General features: G+C 65.7%; 22 protein-coding genes. 19 read left to right on the top strand and 3 right to left on the bottom strand.

Annotated elements, in window-relative coordinates; all coding sequences use genetic code 11:
- Positions 1 to 297 precede the first annotated feature (297 nt).
- Positions 298 to 630 (top strand): type 2 periplasmic-binding domain-containing protein, encoded by a 333-nt coding sequence (locus ACH3VR_RS22570; protein ID WP_397558595.1) that lies wholly within the window; start codon positions 298 to 300, stop codon positions 628 to 630.
- A gap of 97 nt (positions 631 to 727) precedes the next feature.
- Here the strand turns inward: ACH3VR_RS22570 and ACH3VR_RS22565 are convergent, their stop codons facing one another.
- Complete coding sequence (locus tag ACH3VR_RS22565) at positions 728 to 1,741, bottom strand: sugar ABC transporter substrate-binding protein (RefSeq protein ID WP_397558594.1); 1,014 nt, start codon at positions 1,739 to 1,741, stop codon at positions 728 to 730.
- 371 nt (positions 1,742 to 2,112) lie between these two features.
- Here ACH3VR_RS22565 and ACH3VR_RS22560 point away from each other — a divergent pair, with 371 nt between their 5' ends.
- The 3 genes from ACH3VR_RS22560 to ACH3VR_RS22550 all read left to right on the top strand — a co-directional run bounded on the left by ACH3VR_RS22560 (position 2,113) and on the right by ACH3VR_RS22550 (position 5,318).
- Positions 2,113 to 2,949, top strand: a complete 837-nt coding sequence (locus ACH3VR_RS22560; protein ID WP_397558593.1) for an ATP-binding cassette domain-containing protein — start codon at positions 2,113 to 2,115, stop codon at positions 2,947 to 2,949.
- Positions 2,946 to 4,013 (top strand): ABC transporter permease, encoded by a 1,068-nt coding sequence (locus ACH3VR_RS22555; RefSeq protein ID WP_397558592.1) that lies wholly within the window; start codon positions 2,946 to 2,948, stop codon positions 4,011 to 4,013. The genes ACH3VR_RS22560 and ACH3VR_RS22555 overlap by 4 nt, the downstream gene beginning before the upstream one ends.
- Positions 4,014 to 4,082: 69 nt before the next feature.
- Positions 4,083 to 5,318: an ROK family transcriptional regulator gene (locus tag ACH3VR_RS22550; protein ID WP_397558591.1), complete on the top strand. Its 1,236-nt coding sequence runs from the start codon at positions 4,083 to 4,085 to the stop codon at positions 5,316 to 5,318.
- A gap of 30 nt (positions 5,319 to 5,348) precedes the next feature.
- Here the strand turns inward: ACH3VR_RS22550 and ACH3VR_RS22545 are convergent, their stop codons facing one another.
- Complete coding sequence (locus ACH3VR_RS22545; RefSeq protein ID WP_397558590.1) at positions 5,349 to 6,302, bottom strand: FUSC family protein; 954 nt, start codon at positions 6,300 to 6,302, stop codon at positions 5,349 to 5,351.
- Between the two features lie 243 nt (positions 6,303 to 6,545).
- Here ACH3VR_RS22545 and ACH3VR_RS22540 point away from each other — a divergent pair, with 243 nt between their 5' ends.
- From ACH3VR_RS22540 to ACH3VR_RS22510, 7 genes are all read left to right on the top strand, one after another.
- Positions 6,546 to 7,886, top strand: a complete 1,341-nt coding sequence (locus ACH3VR_RS22540) for an MFS transporter (RefSeq protein ID WP_397558589.1) — start codon at positions 6,546 to 6,548, stop codon at positions 7,884 to 7,886.
- 140 nt (positions 7,887 to 8,026) lie between these two features.
- The gene (locus tag ACH3VR_RS22535) at positions 8,027 to 9,697 is read left to right on the top strand and encodes a GMC oxidoreductase (RefSeq protein ID WP_397558588.1); all 1,671 of its coding nucleotides are present in this window, start codon (positions 8,027 to 8,029) and stop codon (positions 9,695 to 9,697) included.
- 14 nt (positions 9,698 to 9,711) lie between these two features.
- A complete protein-coding gene (locus ACH3VR_RS22530; protein WP_397558587.1) occupies positions 9,712 to 10,179 on the top strand; it encodes a C-glycoside deglycosidase beta subunit domain-containing protein in 468 nt (155 codons plus the stop codon).
- Complete coding sequence (locus ACH3VR_RS22525; protein WP_397558586.1) at positions 10,176 to 11,297, top strand: sugar phosphate isomerase/epimerase family protein; 1,122 nt, start codon at positions 10,176 to 10,178, stop codon at positions 11,295 to 11,297. The genes ACH3VR_RS22530 and ACH3VR_RS22525 overlap by 4 nt, the downstream gene beginning before the upstream one ends.
- Positions 11,294 to 12,514: a lactonase family protein gene (locus tag ACH3VR_RS22520; protein WP_397558585.1), complete on the top strand. Its 1,221-nt coding sequence runs from the start codon at positions 11,294 to 11,296 to the stop codon at positions 12,512 to 12,514. Before ACH3VR_RS22525 ends, ACH3VR_RS22520 begins: the two co-directional genes overlap by 4 nt.
- A 19-nt stretch (positions 12,515 to 12,533) precedes the next feature.
- On the top strand, positions 12,534 to 13,706 hold the full coding sequence (locus tag ACH3VR_RS22515; RefSeq protein WP_397558584.1) for a Gfo/Idh/MocA family protein: 1,173 nt from the start codon (positions 12,534 to 12,536) through the stop codon (positions 13,704 to 13,706).
- Between the two features lie 10 nt (positions 13,707 to 13,716).
- Positions 13,717 to 14,733 (top strand): sugar phosphate isomerase/epimerase family protein, encoded by a 1,017-nt coding sequence (locus ACH3VR_RS22510; RefSeq protein WP_397558583.1) that lies wholly within the window; start codon positions 13,717 to 13,719, stop codon positions 14,731 to 14,733.
- Positions 14,734 to 14,736: 3 nt separating this feature from the next.
- Here the strand turns inward: ACH3VR_RS22510 and ACH3VR_RS22505 are convergent, their stop codons facing one another.
- Positions 14,737 to 15,684: a LysR family transcriptional regulator gene (locus ACH3VR_RS22505; protein ID WP_397558582.1), complete on the bottom strand. Its 948-nt coding sequence runs from the start codon at positions 15,682 to 15,684 to the stop codon at positions 14,737 to 14,739.
- A 135-nt stretch (positions 15,685 to 15,819) separates the two neighbouring features.
- Here ACH3VR_RS22505 and ACH3VR_RS22500 point away from each other — a divergent pair, with 135 nt between their 5' ends.
- The 8 genes from ACH3VR_RS22500 to ACH3VR_RS22465 form a co-directional block, all read left to right on the top strand.
- Positions 15,820 to 17,178 carry an aminomethyl transferase family protein gene (locus tag ACH3VR_RS22500; RefSeq protein ID WP_397558581.1) on the top strand — a complete coding sequence of 453 codons (1,359 nt, stop codon included), beginning with the start codon at positions 15,820 to 15,822 and terminating at the stop codon, positions 17,176 to 17,178.
- A 28-nt stretch (positions 17,179 to 17,206) separates the two neighbouring features.
- The gene (locus tag ACH3VR_RS22495) at positions 17,207 to 18,076 is read left to right on the top strand and encodes a methylenetetrahydrofolate reductase (protein ID WP_397558580.1); all 870 of its coding nucleotides are present in this window, start codon (positions 17,207 to 17,209) and stop codon (positions 18,074 to 18,076) included.
- A complete protein-coding gene (gene purU / locus ACH3VR_RS22490; RefSeq protein WP_397558579.1) occupies positions 18,076 to 18,951 on the top strand; it encodes a formyltetrahydrofolate deformylase in 876 nt (291 codons plus the stop codon). Before ACH3VR_RS22495 ends, purU begins: the two co-directional genes overlap by 1 nt.
- 8 nt (positions 18,952 to 18,959) lie before the next feature.
- Complete coding sequence (locus ACH3VR_RS22485) at positions 18,960 to 19,847, top strand: bifunctional methylenetetrahydrofolate dehydrogenase/methenyltetrahydrofolate cyclohydrolase (RefSeq protein ID WP_397558578.1); 888 nt, start codon at positions 18,960 to 18,962, stop codon at positions 19,845 to 19,847.
- A complete protein-coding gene (locus tag ACH3VR_RS22480; RefSeq protein WP_397558577.1) occupies positions 19,819 to 20,631 on the top strand; it encodes a PIG-L deacetylase family protein in 813 nt (270 codons plus the stop codon). The genes ACH3VR_RS22485 and ACH3VR_RS22480 overlap by 29 nt, the downstream gene beginning before the upstream one ends.
- Entirely contained in the window at positions 20,628 to 21,329 is a 702-nt protein-coding gene (locus tag ACH3VR_RS22475; RefSeq protein WP_397558576.1) for a 4-carboxy-4-hydroxy-2-oxoadipate aldolase/oxaloacetate decarboxylase, read from the top strand. Before ACH3VR_RS22480 ends, ACH3VR_RS22475 begins: the two co-directional genes overlap by 4 nt.
- Positions 21,326 to 22,276, top strand: coding sequence for a VOC family protein (locus ACH3VR_RS22470; protein ID WP_397558575.1), 951 nt, complete (start codon positions 21,326 to 21,328; stop codon positions 22,274 to 22,276). Before ACH3VR_RS22475 ends, ACH3VR_RS22470 begins: the two co-directional genes overlap by 4 nt.
- Positions 22,277 to 22,335: 59 nt before the next feature.
- A partial coding sequence (locus ACH3VR_RS22465) for an ROK family protein (RefSeq protein WP_397558048.1) occupies positions 22,336 to 22,461 on the top strand: 126 nt, incomplete at its 3' end.

Raw genomic sequence — 22,461 nt, 5'->3', positions numbered from 1 at the left:
ATGCCTACTGTTCGACGACGTCGTTACCGAAGCGCACCACGGCTCCTTCGACAGTGTCGCACATCGGCCGCCCGGAGTGCGGCGCTTTCGCGGCGTAGCCTCAGCCCTCCGCTGGCGCTCCGGGCTTGCGTTACTCCACGGTCACCGCACTCCGCACGACCGATGTGCCGGTGAGCAAGGAGCGCCGCGGCCGGGACCGCTTGGAGAGCAATGCGAGCACATTGGGATCCCGTTGCGCGCAGTGCGCACGAGGGGCGCGCGGCCCGCGGATCGAGCACCTTGAGGAAGGTACGACAAGTGACCCAGGATCGTCCGGGTGCACGTGTCCGGGATGCGCCGATCACGGTTCAGCATTTCGCTGCGTTGCTTCCGCTGTTGGCGCGGCGGAATGACCTCATCGCCACCATCCCCGACACGATCGCCCAAGGTTGGGCCACGGACTGGCCGATCGTTCTGCGCGAGCTCCCGTTCGAGATGTCGCCAATCGAGATCAAGCTCTATTGCCGGAACAGCTCACAGCACGCGGGTGCGCTCGACTGGTTCTACGGACTGGTGGGCCAAACGATCGTGGGCTCCCTGGGGGAGTTCGCATCAATAAACGTGGAACCCGCAGACGCCTCGCGCGCCTAGCAGCAGAGAGCATGTCACCCGGGTTGAGACTTCGTCGAGAATGACACGAACGACTGGCGGGGCCCCTACCATGACCCCGCCAGTCGTCATGGTTCAACTACTTGCACTCGGCGGTGTAGACCCAGTCGCTGTTGTCGGGGTCGTCGACGTTGTCCTTGGTCAGCAGCTTCTGCGGCACGCCGACCTTATCCTCGCTCGGCTCGATCGCGGCGGCCGTGTTCTGGCTGGACAGGTAGTCGACGAGCGTCTTGACCTGCTCGGCGCCGATCTTCTTCGGGGCTTGCGCGACAAGCGCCGTGATCGTGCCGTCCTTGAGTGCCGCGACCTCGGGCGGTGTGGCGTCGAGCGCGATGACGGCGATCTCGCCTGCCTTGCCCGCAGCCTTCACGGCCGCTGCAGTGGCGGCGCCGTCAGGACCGTTGGAGGCGACGATCACGCGCAGGTCGGGGTTTCCGACGATGAGCGAGTTCACGGCCTGCGTCGCCTTCGCTGTGTCGAAGGTTGTGTACTGCGTCTCGAGTGCTGTCAGTCCGGGCCGGCCGTCCAGGATCGCCTTCACGACGGGATCGAGGCGGCTCGTGACGGGTACGAGGCCGGGAACGCCGTCGATGACCGCCAGCTTGCCGTCATCCTTAGGGATGAGGTCGACAAGATCGGGGAGGAAGTCGAGGTTCTCGACATCCGTTCCGACGATCTTGTACTGGGCGGGCGGCGTCGACCCGTTGATCGTGACGACGGGAACGCCCTTCTGCATGAGCGTCTGGTACTGGCTGACGAACTGATCCGGGTTGAGCGGATTCACGAGGATGCCAGTGGGATTGATGAGCGTCGCAGAGTTGAAGCTCTGGTCGAATGCCGTGGTGTCGGCCGACGATGAAGCGAACTCCTTGTAGGTCACCCCCGCCTCTTTCGCCTGCGCAGCGGCGCCGCAGCCGAGCGACGTCCAGAACGGATCGAAGGTGTTGCCGAACACTCCGGCGATGGTGATGTCCGTCGCACCGGCGGATCCGCTGGGTTGCGAGCCGGTCTGGACGGAGGTGCAAGCCGCCAGGCTGAGCGCGAGGGAAGCTGCCCCCACAACGCCGGCGAGGCGAAGGTGATAGCCGTTCATGATGTCTTCCTGACTTTCGGGTGCTGTGAAGGAGGAGACATCGCATGCCACCTCTTCGTGAACGCGGCGACCGAGCGGTCGTCGGTGCAAACATGCATCCAAACACTCGCGAATGTCAAGTTCTTCTGATGAATCTTGCAGAAATCGTGCTCGAATCATTCGAGAAACAAACAATTAGAGAAGATTGAGGTCGCCTGGGTCGGCCTCCGAGGGCATCCAGGCCGAATCGATCGGAAAAGTCGTCTCTTAGACGGCGTAAGGGCTTGGAAGCTTCGGAAAACTATTGCGTTCGAGGTCAAGAGGCGCTTTAATCGTTCGAAACAGTGAGGTTCGGGGGCGATTCGCCTCCACGACGTGCAAAGGAGCGCGCGATGAGCGCAACCTCAGTACCCGAGCCGGATGCCGCGGAGCCCGCCGCGAGCAAGCCGGTGCCGTCAGCTGGCGAGTCCTCGCGGATCGCCATCGCTGCGCAACACGTGAGCAAGCAGTTCGGACACGTTCAAGCACTTCGCGATGCCTCGCTGACGGCGCATCGCGGCGAGATCGTGGCACTCTTCGGCGACAACGGCGCCGGCAAGTCGACCTTCCTGCGCATCCTGCAGGGAAGTCACCGACCGGACAACGGCCAGGTCATCGTCGACGATCAGCCCGTCGAGATGACCTCGGTTCGTGATGCGCAGCGACTCGGAGTCGACACCGTCTATCAGGATCTCTCGCTCGCGCCCGACCTGAGCGTCGTCGACAACATGTTCCTGGGCGACGAGAGAATCGCAGGGTTCCCCGGCAGACTCTTCGGCGTCCTCGACCGGAAGGACATGGAAGAGCGGACGGATGCCGCCCTCCGCGAGCTGTCCATCGCGCTGCCCTCCCTCGCCGTCCCGATCCGGGACCTCTCGGGTGGTCAGCGACAGGCGGTCGCGGTCGCCCGCTCAGTCATGCGCTCTCGCACCGCGGTTCTTCTCGACGAGCCGACCGCGGCGCTCGGCGCGCGGCAGTCGGAGCTCGTGTGCGACCTGATGCGACGAGTCGCCGATCGTGGAATCGGAGTCGTCGTCGTATCGCACGATCTTCCCCGAATCCTCGCGCTCGCCGACCGAGTCGTCATCCTTTGGCGCGGTGCAACGGTCCTCGACCAGCCTGCGTCCCAGCTCACCGTTCCCGAGGTCGTTGCGACGATGGTCGGCTACAAGGAAGAGAGTGCGGCATGAGCACCCAGACCTCCGACTGGAAGACGACGCCCGTAGGCACGATCGACACCCGCGCGACGAAGCCGAAGCCGTGGTGGGTGAAGGTACTCTCCGCGCGAGCGACACAGATCCTCATCCTCGACGTCGTCCTGTTCATCTTCTTCACCGTCTTGACCGGGGGGCTCTTCGCTTCCCTCCCGAGCATTCAGTCCCTTCTACTGACCGGCACGGAGGCCCTCCTCCTGGCGCTCGGTCTCACGATGCTGCTCGGCGCGGGCGTGTTCGATCTCTCGCTCGGGGCCAACCTCGTGCTCTCCTCTGTTGTGGGAGCAACCGTCATGAAGGCGATCGTGCAGCCGACGCTGACGGGAGAGCCGACGGGAAGCCTTGGGGGCGGCATCACAGCCGGAGCGATCGCCGCGATCGCCACGGGGGCGATATTCGGGCTCGTCAACGGCCTGCTGATCGCCTACGCGCGTATGAACGCGCTGATTGCGACGCTGGGAACGCTCGGAATCGGAATGGGGCTCGCCTACATCATCAGCGGCGGCGCCGATCTTGGCGGGCTGCCGGTGGAGATCCAGTCCGGATTCGGCCTCGCCGCACTCGGTCCGATCCCGCTTCCGACGATCATCGCGCTGCTGGTGGCAGCCGTCCTCTACTTCATCGTGCGATACACGCGATTCGGCATGCGCACATTGGCGATCGGCTCGTCGCGGCCGTCCGCCGAGAGGGTCGGTATCAAGGTGAAGCAGCATCTGCTCCGCCTCGCCATCACTGCGGGCGCTCTCGCGGGTGTCGCGGGCCTGATCAGCATCGCGCACTTCGCCGGCACGAGCATTAATGGCCACGCCAACGACGCACTGAACGCGGTCACCGCGGCAGTCATCGGCGGCACGCTGCTTGAGGGCGGCCGCATCTCGATCCTGGGGACGGTCTGGGGCACGGCACTGGCCGTTATCCTCCAGGGTGGCCTGGTGATGATCGGCGTCTCCTCCTACTTCCAGCTCATGGCGGTGGGTATCGTCCTGATCATCGCTGTGGGCCTCGACGGCATCAGCTACCGACGGCGCCAGCGTTCCTAAGCGTTTCGCCCGTGCATGAAGGTCGGTGTGCCAGTGAACCATTCGCAATTCGAACGATAGGCTAGCCGTATGGCGCAGAAGCCGACGAAGAGTCCCAACCCCACCAAGCGGTCGACGTCCGACCCCCGTCGCTCGATGAACTTGGAGCGAGTCCTTGAAACGTTGAGAGTGGACGGGCCGTCCTCACAGGCGGGGCTCGCGCGCCGCACCGGGCTGAGCGCTGCGACGATCAACGCGATCGTGCGTGATCTCAAGGACCAGGGTGCGGCGGAGATCCGACCGCTCAATGGTCGAGAGGGCGTTGTCACGTTGATCGCCGGCTCTGGGCTCTTCATCGCGGTGGAGATCGCGGAGCGCTCGATCCATGGCGTGGTGTACTCCTTCGATCGCCGGCTTCGCGTCAGCGACGAGGTCCACGATGACAGCGACCTCGAAGCTGCGCTTCGGTTGATTCGATCTCTCGTGTCGAAAGTCGGAGCCGAGTTGGCGGAGGTCGATGGGATAGCGATCGCGATGCAAGCGCCCGTCGAGAAGGCGACGGGGGCGATCACCTCCTGGTGCAACAGCCGGATGCCCGGTTGGGCTGGCGTCCCGCTCCGAGAGTCCTTCCAGTCCGCTCTCGGTGTGCATGTCATCGTCGACAACGATGCGAACCTCGCCGCACTCGCTGAGTGGACGTGGGGGGTCGGAAGGGGAGTCGACGACTTCCTGTACGTCCGATCCTCCGGTGGAGTCGGGGGTGGCCTGGTCATCGACGGCTCGATCTACCGGGGTGGCAACGGAATGGCCGGCGACATGGGTCATGTGGCGCTCGAGGGGACAGGTGAGGTCTGCTACTGCGGCAGCCGCGGCTGCCTCACCACGCTGGTCTCGGAGCGTGCCATCGTCAACGCCGTCCGGACATCACCTGGGGCGAAGCGCACGTTGTCCGAAGTGATCGTCGCCGCCCGCAAGGGCGATGCCGCGTGTCAGCGCGTGCTCGCCGAGGCAGGGGACTATCTCGGCCGAGCCCTCGCCAACGCCGCTAAGGTGATGGCGCCCAGTGTCATCGCCGTCGGTGGCGAACTCGGCGGGGCGGGCCCGCTGGTATTCGATGGGCTGCTGTCTTCTATAGAGCTCAGCAACATTCGTGCAGGCTCGTCCTCGCCTCAATTCGTGCCCGGCATCCTCGGACCCGATGCGGCGCTCTTGGGCGCCGTCGCCGCCATTCTCACCGAGTCGGGCAAGGGAATGAGTGAGCTGGAGCCTTGGATGACGGACTCGCGGCTCGCAATGGTGCCCTTTCCGGCGGCGCTCGCCGTCTGACTCGGACGCGTAGGCGGCCGCGCGGGCGCGTCAGTTCGTGCGCGGCCGAACGCGTTCCGCTCGGCCCGAGCGCACGAGGTAGCCGACGGCGAGGGTCATCATGGCGAGGCCGAGCCCGATTCCCGAGCCGACGACCCGATCGAAGACCAGCACGCCGGTGCGACTGACGTCGCCCAAGCTGCTCAGAGTGAGTGCAAGCGGTGTGATCCAGATCACGGCGAGCGCATAGTTGCGGGTGACGAACAGCTCTGTCAGCAGCTGGAAGAGCGCGATCGCGACCACCATGACCCAGACGGGCGGTTGCATGCTGAGAAAGGCGATCGCGATCGCGATCCCGACTATGGTCCCCGCCAATCGATGGATGCCGCGACCGAGCTTGTCGAACAGGCTGGCACCTGCAAGCGGAACGACTGACGCCACCGCAGCCCAATACGGATGACCGAGCCCCGCGGCGGTGGCAAGGAGTCCAGCCACGACGGGGAGCGTCGCGTAAAGCAGCACCAGGGTGGGAAGCCTCGTAGAGCCCAGAGCCGCCGCGCGGCGAACCCTGACGTCGGCAAGGTCCCTGGAGCCTGTCTTCGCGAAGAGCTGACCCATGAGCAGGGCGAAGAGAGCGGCTCCCATTGAGACGGCGGCGGCTGCCGGGAGCGTGGTCCAAGTCTGCGTGACTGCGGAGACGGTGCCGGTGGCGAAGACAAGGAACAACGACGGCACGGGCGCGAGTCCAGCAGTCCAGGTCAGGCCGAGTCCGACGACCGACGACGATGCAAGCGCCAGGAGAACAGCGGGTTCCAGGCCGCTCGCGCCGGCTATCGCCCCCATCGTCACCGAAACAACCAGGGCGGCCCCGGCCAGGGCCTGCGCGCCAGCTCGCTGACGTCGTGTGCCGCGTTTGCCGTAGACCGACGCAAGCGCGCCGAATGCAGCGTACGGCAGCCAGTCGAAATGCCCCCAGATCACCAGGACCAGGAGAGGTGTACTCACGCTTAGCGCGACTTGAATCGCACCCCATTCGGTGGCGGTTGAAGGCCGGACTCGCACGAGGTCACGAAGCAGGCGGCGCGTCGTGGCTATTGATCGGCCCACGGTCACCTCCACAATCGCACTAAACCATTCGAAGAACGAAGGAAATTATGCATCTTGACATCTTGATCATTCGGATAGTACCGTAAAGCAAGTTAGCCCGGCTACCGACCGTTCACTTCCTGCCGGAAGATGTAGGTCTCAATGATGAGGAGAGGCGCAATGGCTGCCAACCGGCTCACCAGTGATAATCAAGTCCCCACCGCGGCGGTCACCGCGTTGCCCACGGACGCGACCGTAGGAACCGACAAAACCGTCTTCCTTCGCCTGACGGCGATGATGTTCCTCGAATTCGTCGTCTTCGGATCGTGGTTCGCGACGTTCGGACTGGTGCTTGCCACCTCCGGCCTCGCAAGCATCATCGGTCCCGCTTACTCCCTCGCGGCGGTCGCGGCGATCGTCTCGCCGATGTTCCTCGGAGCGATCGCCGATCGATTCCTCGCTTCGCAGAAGGCGCTCGGCATCGCACACCTGCTCGGCGGCCTCGTCATGCTGTCGCTGCCCGCTGTCATCGGTACGGGCCTCGCGGGGTGGGCGCTCGGCCTGATCTTCCTCTACATGGTGTTCTTCATCCCGACACTCGGCCTCGCGAACTCGATCGCCTTCCGGCACCTGGGCGAGAACCAGCGTCTGTTCCCGTACATCCGCGTCTTCGGCACGCTCGGCTGGGTGGCGGCCGGCCTGGGCGTCGGCGCCCTCGGGCTGTCGGCTGCGACGGGCCTCTTCTACGTCACTGCCATCGCAAGCTTCGTGCTCGGCATCTACGCGTTCACGCTTCCCAAGACGCCGCCGCCCGCAAAGGGAGCCCGGTTCTCGATCGGCGACATCGTCGGCGCGCGGGCCTTCCGTCTTCTGCGCTACCGCAACTTCGCGGTCCTCATGATCTGTGCGCTGCTTACCGCGATCGCGCTCGGCGTGTACAACACCTTCGCCTCGCCGTTCCTCGGTGCCTTGGGCGTCGAGAACGTCGCGGGTGTCCTCGCGATCGGCCAGATCTCGGAAGTCCTCTTCATCGTCACGATCCCGTTCGTGCTCAAGTACATCGGTATGAAGTGGGCACTGTTCGCGGGCATGCTCATGTGGGGCGTCCGTTTCGCGCTATTCATCGTGGCCGCCGGAGACCACATGAGCTGGGTCGCAATCGTCGCGATCGCTCTGCAGGGCATCTGCAACGACTTCTTCCTCGTGCTGGCCGCGATGTACATCGGTCGCGTCGCGCCCGTCGAGTATTCGGCCCAGGCGCAGAGCATGCTCATCCTCGTGATCTCCGGATTCGGGCAGCTGATCGGCTCGTTCGTCTCCGGCGAGGTGTTCGCAGGCACGGTGGGCGCGAGCTCGGCCCCGACGACGACCGACTGGATTCCGGTCTTCGTCATCCCGATCATCTCCTCTGTGATCGCCAGCGTCGTGTGGATCATCTTCTTCCGCTACTCGCGTAAGGAGCCGCTGAAGGCGTTCCCCGTCCCCGCGGGCGCCTCCCACTGATGCGCATCCGACTCCGGCACGCATCGGTGCGGGACACACATCGCGTCGAGCGGCTCGGGCTCAGGGAACACCGCGGGCCGACCGAGTCGGTCTGACCGTCGACCACCCTGGACCCCCACATCAGATAGAGACACCACATCATGAGCGACAAACTCGAGAAGCACTACGACGCGATCGTCGTAGGCTCCGGTCCCGCGGGCTCGACCGCGGTCAAGGAACTCACGGAGCGAGGCCTGGAGGTTCTCCTCCTCGAGGCCGGCCGCGACATCACCGAAGACGACTTCGTCCCCGGTCCGCCCACTCCGCCGTCGGCGATGAGCATCGACCTGTTCGGTCGCGCACGCGCCTTCCTGCGCGGACAGTACGTGCAGGCCCGGCGCGCGATGTACCAGCCGCAGAAGGACCCGTTCCTCGTCAACGACCTCGAGCAGCCCTACTCCACCAAGGACGGCGACTTCCTGTGGATCCGCGGGCGCCAGCTCGGCGGACGCTTCCACTCGTACGGTCGGATGCTGCTCCGTGCCTCCGATCACGAGTTCAAGAGCAAGACGCTCACCGGCCGCGGCGAGGATTGGCCGATCTCGTATGCGGACCTCGAGCCGTACTACGACCACATCGAGGAGTTCCTCGGGCTCTACGGCGAGAAGGACGGCATCGAGAACCTTCCCGACGGCCACTATCGCGGCCCGTCGCTGCTCACCGAGTCGGAGAAGCAGTTCAAGAGAGTCGTCGAGGAGCGCTGGCCGGAGCGCAAGGTCGTGCCGTGGCGCTACGCGGCTCCGAACTTGTACCGTGTGCCGCTCGGCGTTGTGGCCGCCCGCAAGACGGGGCGACTGGCGGAGCGGATGAACGCCGTCGTCAGTCGCGTCACCATCGACCGCGCGACCAACAGGGCCAACGGCGTTGTCTTCATCGACGCCGAGACGAAGAAGGAGTACTCCGCCAAGGCCGACATCGTGATGCTGTGCGCATCCACGATCGAGTCGGTCCGGCTCCTGCTCAACTCCGCGACCGACAGCCACCCCAACGGTCTTGGCAATTCCTCCGGCCTTCTCGGTCAGTACTTCATGGATCAGACCCCCAGCCTGCTGTTCGGCGACGACCCGCAGCGCCCGGGATTCGAGCGGATCGACCCTGCGCCGCCGGACCCCTACTACCCGCCGGTCGGCGGGGTGTACATCCCGCAGTTCGACAACGTCGACGAGATCACCAACCCGAACTATCAGCACGGGTGGGCGATGCAGGGGACCATCGGGCGCATTCCTGTCCCCGAGGGCCACGGCGGAACCGTCGGCCTGATGGCCTTCGGCGAGATCCCGGCCTACCGCGAGAACAGCATCACGATCAACAAGCGCCGCAAGGACAAGTGGGGCGTCGCCATCCCGCGCATCCGACTGGCCGTCACAGACAATGAGCGGAACCTGATGCGCGCGCAGGTCGCGGGCCTCAAAGACATGGCGCTCGCCAGCGGATACCGGATCAACTTCGCCGGTTCCCCCCTCGGACTGGACTCGAAGAAGGTATGGCCCGATGCCGACCCGATCAGTCGGGCCCTCTTCATCGTCGCGTTCAAGAAGAGCGTGTCTATGGGTGCTGCGATCCACGAATGCGGCGGAGCGCGCATGGGCAAAGACCCGAAGACGTCGGTGCTCAACGAGTTCAACCAGACCTGGGACATCCCGAACCTGTTCGTCACCGACGCCAGCTCTTACGTGACCAACGGCGCGGTCGGCCCGACCCTCACCATCATGGCGCTCACCGCACGAGCTTGCGACCACGCAGCCCGCGAGCACGCCGCCGGCACGCTGTAGACCGAGGAGACGGAATGTTCGACAGACTGCTCGTCCGCAAGGACAGCCTGCGCAACGAGGTCCGCGACGGCGAGGTGATCGGATTCACCCTCGCCGTGCGCAACGCGAACTATCGAGGTGTCTTCCTCTCGCTGCACAACGGCTACTTCATCGAGATCGACGGCGTCCAGCACCCCAAGTCGGTGCAGACTTTCGAGATCAACGGCAAGGAGCCTCGCACCTTCGAGGACCTCATCCCCGAAGTCTGGGAGCACTGGGACTACGACGACGAGGGCATCCTGCACATCGCCGCCCCGGGCGGACTCGAGCCGGGGGAGCACACCCTGCGATTCCAGCAATCGGTGCTCGCCGCCTACGGATACCTGCCGACAGATGAGGAGTGGGTGAAGAACCCGCCCACGCCGGGTACCGGCGCGGGTTCCGAGAAGACACCGCAGATCATCACCTACACGCTGCCGCTTGTCGAGGAGGAGGGACGATGACCATCAAGCGCGGAGTATCGCTCTACAGCTACCAGCAGACGCAGTTCCTCAAGCAGCTCGACCTCGAGGGGCAGATCCGCGAAGTGGGCGAGAACCTCGGTGCGGAGGGCATCGAGCTGATCGACGAGATGTCGCTGCACTACCCGGACCCCGGGCACGAGTTCATCGCGCGTTGGCACGCCTGGATGGACCAGTACGGCACCCGGCCGGTCGCCCTGGACGTCGGAATGGATGTCCTGCAGTTCCGCGACCACGTGATGACGTACGAGGAGTGCGCAGAGCGCCTCATCCGGGACATCAGCCTCGCCAAGTCGCTCGGATTCTCCATCGTCCGCGTCATGTCGATCGTTCCCATTGAGATCATCGAGATGGCTTTGCCGCACGCCGAGAAGCTCGACATCAAGCTCGGCAAGGAGATCCACCAGCCGATGCGCCTCGAAGGCCCCGTGGTCGCCGAGATCGTCGAGCTGGCGCAGCGAACGAGTATCGATCGCGTCGGCATCGTCCCCGACCTCGGCATCTTCCAGTTCCAGCTCTCGGAGGCGCAGCTCAAGTCGTTCGGGCGCAAGGGCGCTCAGCAGTCCGCTCAGGACGCGTCGACGACTCTCGCTCTCGCGATCCGCGACGGCGAGGCCGACTTCGACCACACGGTCCTGTTCGAGCACACCGCCGGCAACGTGCGGGCGGAGTTCAATCGCTTCCTCGCCGGGAACGCGCCCTCCGAAGACCTGCGCGACCCGTTCGAGGGCGTGCGCCGCTGGGCCGATGAGCGCGTGGAGGACCCCCAGACTCTCGACTACACGGTTGTCGCAGAGGCTCTGCTCTTCTCGAACACGTCGGCCGACAAGCTGCGGGAGCTCGCTCCGTACGTGACGCACGTGCACGCGAAGTTCAACCACATGTCGCTCGTCCCGGGTACGCGCAATCAATACGAAGACGCCGCGATCGACTATCCGGCGGCCATCGGGGCGCTTAAAGACGGCGGGTTCGACGGGTACCTAAACAGCGAGTACGAGGGTCAGCGGTACTGGCAGGATCTCGAAATCGAGGGCCTCCAAGACGAGGTCGAGCAGGTCCGGCGCCACCAGTCGATGCTTCGGAGGCTGATCGAGACATGAGCGACTCAGACCTCTCCGGCCGGAGGACCGTCGCGTTCGTTGGCGCGTACGCCGACGGCGATCAGCAGGGCGGCATCCACGCCTTCTCCGTCGAAGCCGGCGGAGAGAGGCTCGTGCCTCTCGGGCGCGTGACCACGCCCCAGCAGGCCGGCTACCTCGTCTACCGTTCGGAGACGCGGACGCTGTACGCGGTTGACGAGCGGAAGACGGACGGGCGCGGTCCTGTACAGGCGCCGGCCGCCGTTCACGCGTTCGCGGTGGCACCCGAGGGTGAGCTAACGCCGCTGGGCAGCTGCCCCGCTCTCGGCGCCTTCCCGACCTACCTCGCCCTCGCCGAGAACCCTGCGCGCCTGCTGTCGGTCTCGCACGGGAGCTTCGACCACGTCGAGCGTGTCGTGCGGGACGCGGACGGGTGGCACACCGAGTACGTCTACGACGACTCAACCGTCGTCATGTACAACCTCGAGGATGACGGGCGGGTCGGCGAGATCGTCGATGTGCAAGTGCTCGAAGGACACGGCCTTGACCCGAACGGCTCCCCGCAGGCGGGCGGACACGGTCAGGCAAGCGCGCATGCGCACAGTGCCGCCGTCGATCCGTCGGGACGCTACGTCCTCGTCGCCGACAAGGCGACCGATCAGATCCACGTCTATACGCTCGACGAGTCGAACCTCACGCTCCTCTCGACCTATCAGGCTGCACCCGAGACGGGTCCCCGTCATCTCGTCTTCGATGCATCCGGGCGCCGAGTTTTCGCGACCTACGAGTTCTCATCCGAGGTGGTCTCCTTCGGCTTCGACGTCCACTCCGGCAGCCTGACGATGCTAGATGCCGTGGCCACGGTGTTCCCCTATCCAGGCCGGATCAACGAGCCGGCCGACATCCGTGTGCATCCGTCGGGCAGCACGGTGTACGTCAACAATCGCGGGGAGGACTCGCTCGCGTGGTTCGGCGTCTCCGATGCGGGCGCCCTCGTCCGGCGCGGACACGTCCAACTCGCGGCATCCGTGCATCCCGGACTCGCCGCGCGCAGCTTCGCGATCGCGCCCGACGGCGACTTCCTGCTGCTCGCTGACCGCCCTGCCGGCCTCGTGCGTTCGTACGCCGTGAGCGCCGAGGGAGACGGGGCGCTGGAACCTGTGGGCGAGGCCGCCGTTCCCGGCGCCGCCTTCGTCGCCATCATCACTTTCGATGCGCCGCGCGGCGACGCCGGGTAGCGCGAGAGGAGATACATCGATGTCCACCACCACAACCTCCGATCGGAACGACCTGCGCGTCGCGATCCTCGGCGCAGGCATGATCGGCGCCGTGCATCGCCGCGCGGCCCTGCTCAACGGCGCCCGCCTTGTCGGCGTGATGGCATCTAGCCCCGAGCGCTCCAGTTCGGCGGCCCACGATTGGCGCACGATGGCGATCCGCGACGCCGATGCGCTATTCGATCTCGCGCCCGATGTCGTGCACGTCTGCAGCCCGAACGGTCTGCATGTAGAGCATGTAAAGGCGGCCGTGGCCGCAGGGGCGCACGTGATCTGCGAGAAGCCGATCGCTGCGACCTCTGGGGAGGCCGATGAGCTCGCAGATCTCGTCGCCGGCACGGATCGAATCGGAACCGTCCCCTTCGTCTACCGCTTCCACCCTCTCGTGAGGGAGATCCGGTCGCGCATGCGCGACGAGGAGTTCGGGCGCCTCCAACTCATCCATGGGAGCTACTTGCAGGACTGGCTGTTGTCGCCACTCGCGACGAGTTGGCGTGTCGACTCAAGACTGGGCGGGCCTTCGCGCACGTTCGCGGATATCGGCTCACACTGGTGCGACCTCATGGAGTTCATCACCGGTGAGCGGATCGCCTCGCTGTCAGCCGCAACGACGATCACGGTGCCTGAGCGCCCGGCTACGTCCGCAGCATCCTTCAGCGCCGTGTCGGGCGGTGGTCCGCTCGTGACCGTCGACACCGAGGATGCGGCATCCGTCATGTTCCGCACCCAGAGCGGAGTCCTGGGCACCGTGATCGTGTCGCAGGTCTCGGCGGGACGGAAGAACCGCCTCTGGATCGAGATCGACGGGGAGCGCCGATCTGCCGTGTTTGATCAGGAGAACCCCGAGACCGTCTGGTTCGGGCGCGAGGAGTCGGCGGAGGTCATCCAGCGGGATCCCTCCCGGGGGTCCTCGGACGAGCGCCGACTATCCTCGCTTCCTGCGGGACACGTGCAGGGATATGCGCAGTGCTTCGAGAACTTCATCGGCGATACGTATCGCGCCGTCGTGGGTGATCGCCGCGACGGCCTTCCGACCTTCGACGACGGGGCACGGTCAGCCCGAATCGTCGATGCCGTCCTCGAATCAGCCCGAAGCGGCGCGTGGGTCGACGTCGTCGACGCCCCGAGGCCCGCGCCTCAGCACCAGCCGTAACGGAGGAGAAATGGTCGACAGCGCTCGCCATCCCGTCACCCTGTTCACCGGTCAGTGGGCCGACATGCCCTTCGAGGAGGTCGCCCGGCGCGCAGCCGAGTGGGGATACGACGGGCTCGAAATCGCCGCATCGGGTGATCATCTCGATCTGCGCCGAGCCGACGAGGACGACGCCTATGTGCAGTCTCGCATCGACATCCTGGACCGCTACGGGCTCAAGGTGTGGGCGATCTCGAACCATCTCGCCGGGCAGGCGGTATGCGATGACCCGATCGACTTCCGCCACCAGGCGATCCTGCGCGACTACGTGTGGGGGGACGGCGACGCGGAGGGGGTCCGGCAGCGGGCCGCTGAGGACATGAAGCGCTCTGCGCGCGTCGCGCGGAAGCTTGGAGTGGACACTGTCGTCGGTTTCACCGGGTCGAAGATCTGGCCCTACGTCGCAATGTTTCCGCCCGTGCCGGCGGACATCATCGACGCCGGCTACGAGGACTTCGCCCGTCGATGGAACCCGATCCTCGACGTCTTCGATAGCGAAGGCGTGCGCTTCGCCCACGAGGTGCACCCGTCGGAGATCGCATACGACTACTGGACGAGCGTCCGCACACTTGATGCCATCGACCGCCGCCCGGCGTTCGGCTTCAACTGGGACCCGTCCCACATGGCCTGGCAGGGCGTCGACACGGTGTCGTTCATCACGGACTTCGCCGGGCGCATCTATCACGTGGACTGCAAGGACACACGTATCCACAAGGCATCGGGACGGCAGGGCATTCTCGGCTCGCACCTCGGGTGGGGCGACCCGCGTCGCGGATGGGACTTCGTCTCGACCGGGCACGGCGACATCCCCTGGGAAGACGCCTTCCGCGCGTTGGCATCGATCGGCTACGACGGTCCCATCTCGATCGAGTGGGAGGACGCCGGCATGGACCGCCTGCATGGGGCGGCCGAGGCAGTCGGGTACATCCGGTCGCTTCTCTGGAAGCTCCCCGAGGCGTCCTTCGACGCCGCCTTCACCAATCAGTAGCCGCTACCAGCCGGGGCTGCGCGCGTCGGGTTCTTGTTCGGCGTGGATCGTCGAGAACTCGGCCGGCGTACCTTCCAGCGCGCGTGCGACCGTTGCGAAAAGCCAGTCGATCGCCCCTGTGTGATGCGTTGCGCTTCGGCGATACAGCCGCAACTCGATGGGTGCCATCTCGAACGGCACGGGGTGGACCGCCAGCGGCCACGTCGTCGCCCACCCGCGGGCGATCGCCTCCGGGATCGTCGCCACGAGCTCGGTGCTCTCCGTGATCAGCCGGGGAAGAGCAGCGAAGTGCTGGACGGTGACAATCGGCGTGACCGTGATACCCGCTCGCTCTCTCGCGACATCGATGAGGGGCGCACCCGAGTCACTGGTGACCGCGGCGTGGGGGAGAGCCGCGTACGTTTCGGTCGTCAGCGGCAGAGCCGCCCACCGATTGATTGTGGACATCACCACGCTGTAGCCCTCACGCTTCACAACACGCCTCTCGAAGGCGCCGGAGAGTTCGGCGGGACTGATCGCGAGATCGACGATTCCGCGGCTGAGCCATTCCGACACCTGTGCGGGTGCGAGCGCGACGACCTCGATTTCGACGCGCGGAGCCTCCTTGTGCACCCGCTCGAAGATCTCCGGAAGCCATCCGATTTCGCCGAGTTCGGACAACGCAATGCGGAACCGACGATCGGACGTGGATGCGCTGAAGCCGTGGGTGCTTTCGACCACTCCGTCGATCTTCGCCAGTGCCTCACGGAAGTCGTCGGCGATCGCCTCGGCGAGGGCAGTTGGTCGCATCTCACCGCCAGCGCGCTCGAAGAGCGGATCGTCGAGAGTCTCGCGCAGCCGGCGGAGGGACTGGCTCACCGCTGACTGCGTCACATGGAGGCGCTGGCTGCTGAGCGTCAGACTGCGGGTCTCGAAGACCGAAACGAACACGCGCACGAGGTTGAGGTCCAATGACGGGGCACTCCTCCTCGTTAGCGTGGCTGTTCGCGCTATTAGCACTGATCACTTTACACGAGGTGCGAAGTTAGTACCGTGAATTCTGCCGCTGACATAGCAGCAAGCTCTCGACACAACAAAGGAGTTACCGTGGCCGAAAACGCCGCCGAAGCGATCACTCGAGCCGGAGGCGCGGTTGACGCCCTTCGCAATGCGCCGGCGCGGCCGGCCATCTTTCCCGTCACGCCGGAGTTCACGAACTGGCGTTCCGAGCAGCGGTCCTGGCGGAGCACTGTCGCTCTGCTGGACCAGTCGCACCACATGACGGATCTGTTCATCAAGGGCCCGGACGCACTCAAGCTGCTCTCCGACACCGGGGTGAACAACTTCTCGAAGTTCCAAGTCGGCGACGCGAAGCAGTTCGTCGCGGTGAACTACGAGGGCTACCTGATCGGCGATGCCGTGCTGTTCTACCTCGAGGAGAACTCGTTCGACCTCGTCGGGTGGTGGATGGTGCTCGACTGGGTTGAGTTCATCGCGAAGACCGGTGACTACGACGTGACCTTCGAGCGCGACTGGAACTCGATCCTGCGCGAGCAGGGCAAGAACCCCGTGCTGTACCGCTATGAGATCCAGGGTCCGCACGCTCTGGCGCTGCTGGAGAAGGTCATCGGCGGGCCCGTTCCCGAGACGAAGTTCTTCGGCACGGCGGAGCTGGAGATCGCCGGCGTCAAGGTGCAGTCGCTGCGGCACGGAATGGCGGGCATGCCCGGCTTCGAGCTGTTCGGGCCGTGGGACGAGCGCGAGGGCGTTCACCAGGCGATCCTGAGTGCGGGTGAGGAGTTCGGCCTCGTCCTGGCCGGGGCTCGCGCCTACTCGACCGCCAACCTCGAATCGGCCTGGGTACCGTCGCCGTTCCCGGCCATCTTCTCCGGAGAGCGCACCGCCGAGTACCTCGACTGGCTCCCGGCCGACCGGATCGGTTCCAACGCCGGCAGCTTCGTCTCGGATGACGTGGCGGACTACTACGTTACGCCCTACGACATCGGCTACGGCCGCACGGTCGCATTCGACCACGACTTCATCGGCCGTGAAGCGCTCGAGAAGCACGCCGAGGACCAGAAGCGCAGGAAGGTCACCCTGGTCTGGAATCCGGACGACGTCGCCGCCATTCAGCGCTCGCAGTATGAGCCCGGCACCCCGGCCAAGTTCATCGAGTTCCCCAAGGCGCGCTACGGCCTCTACCAGGTCGACCGCATCGAGGCGGACGGCAAGCTCGTCGGGTTCTCGATGGATGCCGGATACATCACGAACGAGCAGGCCTTCGTCTCCCTCGCGACGATCGATCTGGACCACGCCGCGCCCGGAACCGAGGTCGTCGTCGTCTGGGGCGAATCCCCCAACACCACGAAGCCCGCAGTCGAGACCCACCGCCAGGTCACGGTGCGAGCGACGGTCCAGCCCGCCCCGTACTCGACGTTCGCGCGCGACAACTACCGCAAGAACTAAGCCGGCGCCCGCGCCGATGGAGAGCACAATGTCCAGTTCCACCCAGCAGGCAGCCCTTGAGCTGGTGAGTGACTTCTCGCTGGAGATCACCGGCAAAGATCTGCCTGGACTCGAGGAGGCGCGCGATCTGATCCGCCACTCAACCCGGGTCAACATCACGTTCCTCGGGAGCGAGGATCTGGCGGTCCGCGTCGATGCCGCACGAGCGGTCAAGGCGATGGGATTCGTCCCCGTGCCGCACATCGCGGCACGGCGGATCGGATCGGACGCCGAGCTTCGCGAGTTCCTCGACGCGCTCCGCGATGTCGGCGCGGTCGAGCGTGTGTTCGTCATCGCGGGCGACCCGTCCAAGGCGGAGGGTCCCTACCCGGACGCCCTCTCCATCATTCGCACGGGATTGCTCGAAGAGTACGGAGTCACGGAGGTCGGGATCGCGGGATACCCGGAAGGGCATCCCGACATCGCGAAAGATGTGCTCTGGCAGCACCTCGACGACAAGCTCATCGAGCTCGATCGGCGCGGGCTCGACTCGGTCATCTTGACGCAGTTCGGCTTCGACACAGCCCCGGTCGTGGACTGGGTGACCGCAGTCCGCAGCCGGGGCCATCAGACGCCCATCCGCATCGGCGTGCCGGGGCCGGCGGGTGTCAAGCGCCTGCTCGGGTTCGCGCGCCGATTCGGTGTCGGCGCGAACGCGATGATCGTGAAGAAGTACGGGTTCTCGTTGACCAACCTGATGGGCACCGCGGGTCCGGATCGCTTCGTCGACGAGCTGGCCAAGGATCTCGCCGCGGCGGACGCCGCGGCGGGCGTGGGCATTCACATGTACACGTTCGGCGGCATGCGTCCGACGGCCGACTGGGTGCGGAAGTTCGTGGCGAGCAGGAGCGCTGCGTGATGTCGGCGTCGACCTCAGACGCGCGCGTCGACCACGCCTGCCTCACCGTGCACGGCCCCGACCAGCCGGGTCTCGTCGCCGCGATCACTGAGTGGATCGCACGGCACGAGGGCAACATCGTCTCGCTGGACCAGTATTCGTCCGACCCCGAAGGGGGCGACTTCTTCGAGCGCGTCGTCTTCCACCGTGCCGGGCTCTCGTCCTCGCTCGACGACCTCCGCGAGGACCTCGAGGCGCTGCTGGCCCCGTACGGCATGGAGCATCGACTGACGGATCAGTCGATCCCCAAGCGCATGGCGATCCTCGCCTCGACGAGCGACCACTGCCTGCTCGAGCTGCTGTGGCGGCACCGCCGCGGCGAGCTGCCCGTCACGATCCCGATGGTCATCTCCAACCACACCAACACGGCCGAAGACGTCCGCTCGTTCGGCATCCCCTTCTTCCACGTGCCCTCGCAGGGGCCCGACAAGTCGGCCGCCGAGGCGCGCATCGTCGAACTGCTCGCCGGCAACGTCGACTTCGTCGTGCTGGCCCGCTACATGCAGATCCTCTCCGATTCGTTCCTGGAGAAGGTCGGCGTGCCCGTCATCAACATCCACCACTCGTTCCTGCCCGCCTTCATCGGCGCCGCCCCGTACCGCAAGGCGTGGGAGCGGGGCGTCAAGCTCATCGGCGCGACCAGCCACTACGTCACGAAGGACCTGGACGAGGGGCCCATCATCGAGCAGGACGTCGCCCGCGTCACGCACGCGCACACCGCCGCAGACCTGCAGGCGCGCGGCGCCTACGTCGAGCGCGCCGTGCTCTCCCGCGCCGTGCAGTGGCACGCCGAAGACCGCGTCATCCGACACGGCAATCACACCATCGTCTTCTGAGGCACATCATGACCGCGAAGAGACTCGACGGCGTCGCTGCCGCGGCCGAGATCAAGACCGAACTGGCGCAGAAGGTCGCTGCCCTGGCTGCGCGAGGCGTCGCGCCGGGTCTGGGCACTCTGCTAGTCGGAGACAACCCCGCTTCGCGCTCTTATGTGACGGGAAAGCATCGCGACTGTTCCGAGGTGGGAGTCGCGTCGATTTCGCTCGAGCTCCCGGCCACCGCATCGCGGAGGCAGATCACGGATGCGATTCGCCAATTGAACGCCAACCCTCGGGTAACGGGGTTCATCGTTCAGCTGCCCCTACCGGCCGACATCGATGAGAGCGCCATGCTCGAGTTCATCGACCCGGAGAAGGATGCCGATGGCCTTCATCCGATGAATCTGGGAAGGCTGGTGCTTGGAGTTGATCCGGGGTCAGCGGTGCCGGCGCCCCTGCCGTGCACGCCGGCGGGAATCATCGAGCTCCTGGAGCGGAATGACGTCGAGATCGCGGGTAAGCGGGTCACTGTCATCGGCAGGGGCATCACGGTGGGGCGCCCTCTGGGATTGCTCCTCTCGCGCAAAGGCACAGACGCAACCGTTGCACTGACGCATTCGCGTACTCCTGACCTTGCGGACGAGGTCCGCAGAGCGGACATCGTCGTCGCCGCGGTCGGGAAGCCTCACCTGGTGAAACCTGACTGGATCAAACCGGGCGCCGCAGTCCTCGACGTCGGTGTGACAAGAGTGGGGACGACAGAGTCCGGCAGGGCGAGGCTCGCAGGGGATGTTGATCCGGCCGTTGCGGAAGTCGCCGGGTGGCTCTCGCCGAATCCCGGGGGAGTGGGGCCCATGACTCGGGCACTACTCGTCAAGAACATCGTTGAGGCCGCCGAGCGCCGAGTCGCTTGAGCCGTCGACGAACGAACCAAGTAAGGAGAACGGGATGCCTGGTCCGACAACGCTGGTGGTCAGTGCTCACGCCGGTGACTTCGTATGGCGCGCAGGTGGCGCCATCGCTTCCGCAGCCATGCGCGGTGAACGAGTGGTCGTCGTCTGTCTGTCATACGGCGAGCGAGGCGAGTCGGCGAGCCAGTGGCTCCAGGGTCGGACTCTCGATGAGATCAAAGCGATCCGCCGTGACGAAGCCGAAGCGGCAGCAGCCGCGCTCGGTGCAGAGATCGGGTTCCTCGATCTCGGCGACTACCCGCTGGTCGAGTCGCCGGAGGCGGTGGCCAGGCTCGTGGATGTGTTTCGGGCCGTGCAGCCGACTGTGGTGCTGACGCACCCGCTCGCCGACCCCTACAACGAGGATCACCCCGCCGCGGCGCGTATGGCGCTCGAGGCGCGCGTGCTGGCACAGGCCATCGGTGTCGCTAACTCTGACGGCAGCTACCCGTCGAAGGACGAGATCATCGGCGCCCCGCCGGTCTTCTTCTTCGAGCCGCATCAACCGGAGCAGTCCGACTTCAAGCCGAACGTGCTGCTCGACATCACGGACGCATTCCCGCGCAAGCGTGCCGCGATGGAGTGCCTGCCGGCGCAAAAGCACATGTGGTCGTATTACACCGACCTCGCTGTGCGTCGCGGTGTGCAGGTCAAGCGCAACGCCGGTCCGAACCTCGGCCTCCCGGTCGACACGATGGGCGAGGCGTACGTGCGGTTCTACCCGCAGGTCACGGAAGTGCTCGGATGAGCCACTACGTCGTTCGCGACATCGATCGCGCTCCGCAGGACCTCATCGACAGCATCAATCTCGCCGGCGTAGCCACCGCTCACGAGGCTGCGGGGCGAGTCGGCCTCGCCGGCCCCCGAATCCAGGCACGTGTGTCCGGGTCGGCCATCACCGGATCAGCTGTCACCGTCTCGTGCCACCCGGGCGACAACCTCATGATTCACGCGGCTGTTGAGATGTGCCGCCCCGGCGACGTGCTTGTCGTGACGACGACTTCCGAGTCGACGGACGGAATGTTCGGCGATTTGCTCGCGACCTCGCTTCAGGCTCGCGGGGTGCTGGGACTCGTCATCGACGCCGGCGTTCGGGACATCGCCACGCTCCGCGAGATGGGCTTCCCAGTGTGGTCGCGGGCGGTTCACGCGCAGGGAACGGTGAAAGCGACTCCCGGCTCAGTCAACGTCCCCATCGTCGTCGCCGGGCAAGCCGTCATTCCGGGAGACATCGTCGTGGCCGACGACGACGGGGTCCTCTTCATCCCGATCGATCGAGCCGGTGAGGTTGCCGACGCTGCAATCCAGCGGCTCGCCAACGAAGCAGCGAAGCGCGATGTGCTTGCCAGCGGTGCGCTCGGCGTCGACCTCTATAATCTCCGACCGCTCCTCGCGGACCTCGGCGTGAAATACGTCGACCGCCTCCCCGAAAAGGTTCACTCATGACCGACCACACCGCCTTCGACGTTGCGCATCTCGCGAACGTCGAGCTGCTTACCCCCGAGTTCGAGGGGAGCCTGTGGTTCTTCCGCGACCTCCTCGCGATGCGCGTCGTCGCCCAGGAGGACGACTCCGTGTACCTGCGCACGTGGGACGAGTACGAGCTCTACACGATCAAGCTGACGGCGTCGGATGCCGCGGGCGTGGGCCGTACCTCGTTCCGCGCCTCCTCGAAGGAGGCCCTCGACCGTCGGGTCGCGGCGATCGACGCGATGGGGCTCGGCGATGGCTGGGTCGACGGCGAGGTCGGCACGGGACCCACCTACGCCTTCCACGACCCGGACGGGCACGCGATGGCTCTGTATTACGAGACCCAGAGGTATGAGGCATCCGACGAGGACCGGCCGGCGCTGAAGAACCAGGCGTCCGCGTTCCCCGGCCGCGGCGTGAACGCCCGGCGCCTCGACCACATCAATTACCTGGCCAAGGATGTCGAGGCCAACGGGCAGTTCCTCGCGAACGCGCTCGGGATGCGCGAGTCCGAGCGGATCCGTCTGGACTCGGGCAAGTTCGCCGCGTGGTGGTTCCACTTCTCGCTGAAGTCGTACGACGTGGTGTATTCCGACGACTGGACCAAGCACGGCAACCGCCTGCACCACATCGCGTTCGCGCCCGACACGCGCGAAGACATCCTCAAGGCGGCCGACATCTTCCTGGAAAACGGGATCCACATCGAGTCGGGCCCGCACAAGCACGCGATCAACCAGACGTTCTTCCTCTACGTGTGGGAGCCCGGCGGCAACCGCATCGAGTTCGCCAACGCCGGGGCGCGCCTGCTGCTCGACCCGGACTCGCCGGTCGTGGAGTGGTCCGAGGCCGAGCGCCGCAAGGGCCAGGCGTGGGGGATGAAAACGATCGAGACGTTCCACACGCACGGTACGCCCGTCATCTGACTCCGGTGGCGGAGGATCGGCGCGCCGTCGCGCGCGCGAGGGCAGGAGGAGGCGGCGGCGTGCTCAAGGTCGGAATCGACATTGGTGGAACGAAGATCGCGGGAGGCGTGGTCGATGAAGACGGCCGTATCGTCGAACAGCTCCGCGTCGAGACTCCGGTCGACACCGCCGCTCTGGAAGATGCC

Source organism: Microbacterium alkaliflavum (assembly GCF_044325405.1).
GTDB lineage: Bacteria > Actinomycetota > Actinomycetes > Actinomycetales > Microbacteriaceae > Microbacterium > Microbacterium alkaliflavum.
The sequence above is the reverse complement of the archived record's forward strand: the minus strand, read 5'-3'. Positions and strand labels throughout refer to the sequence as shown.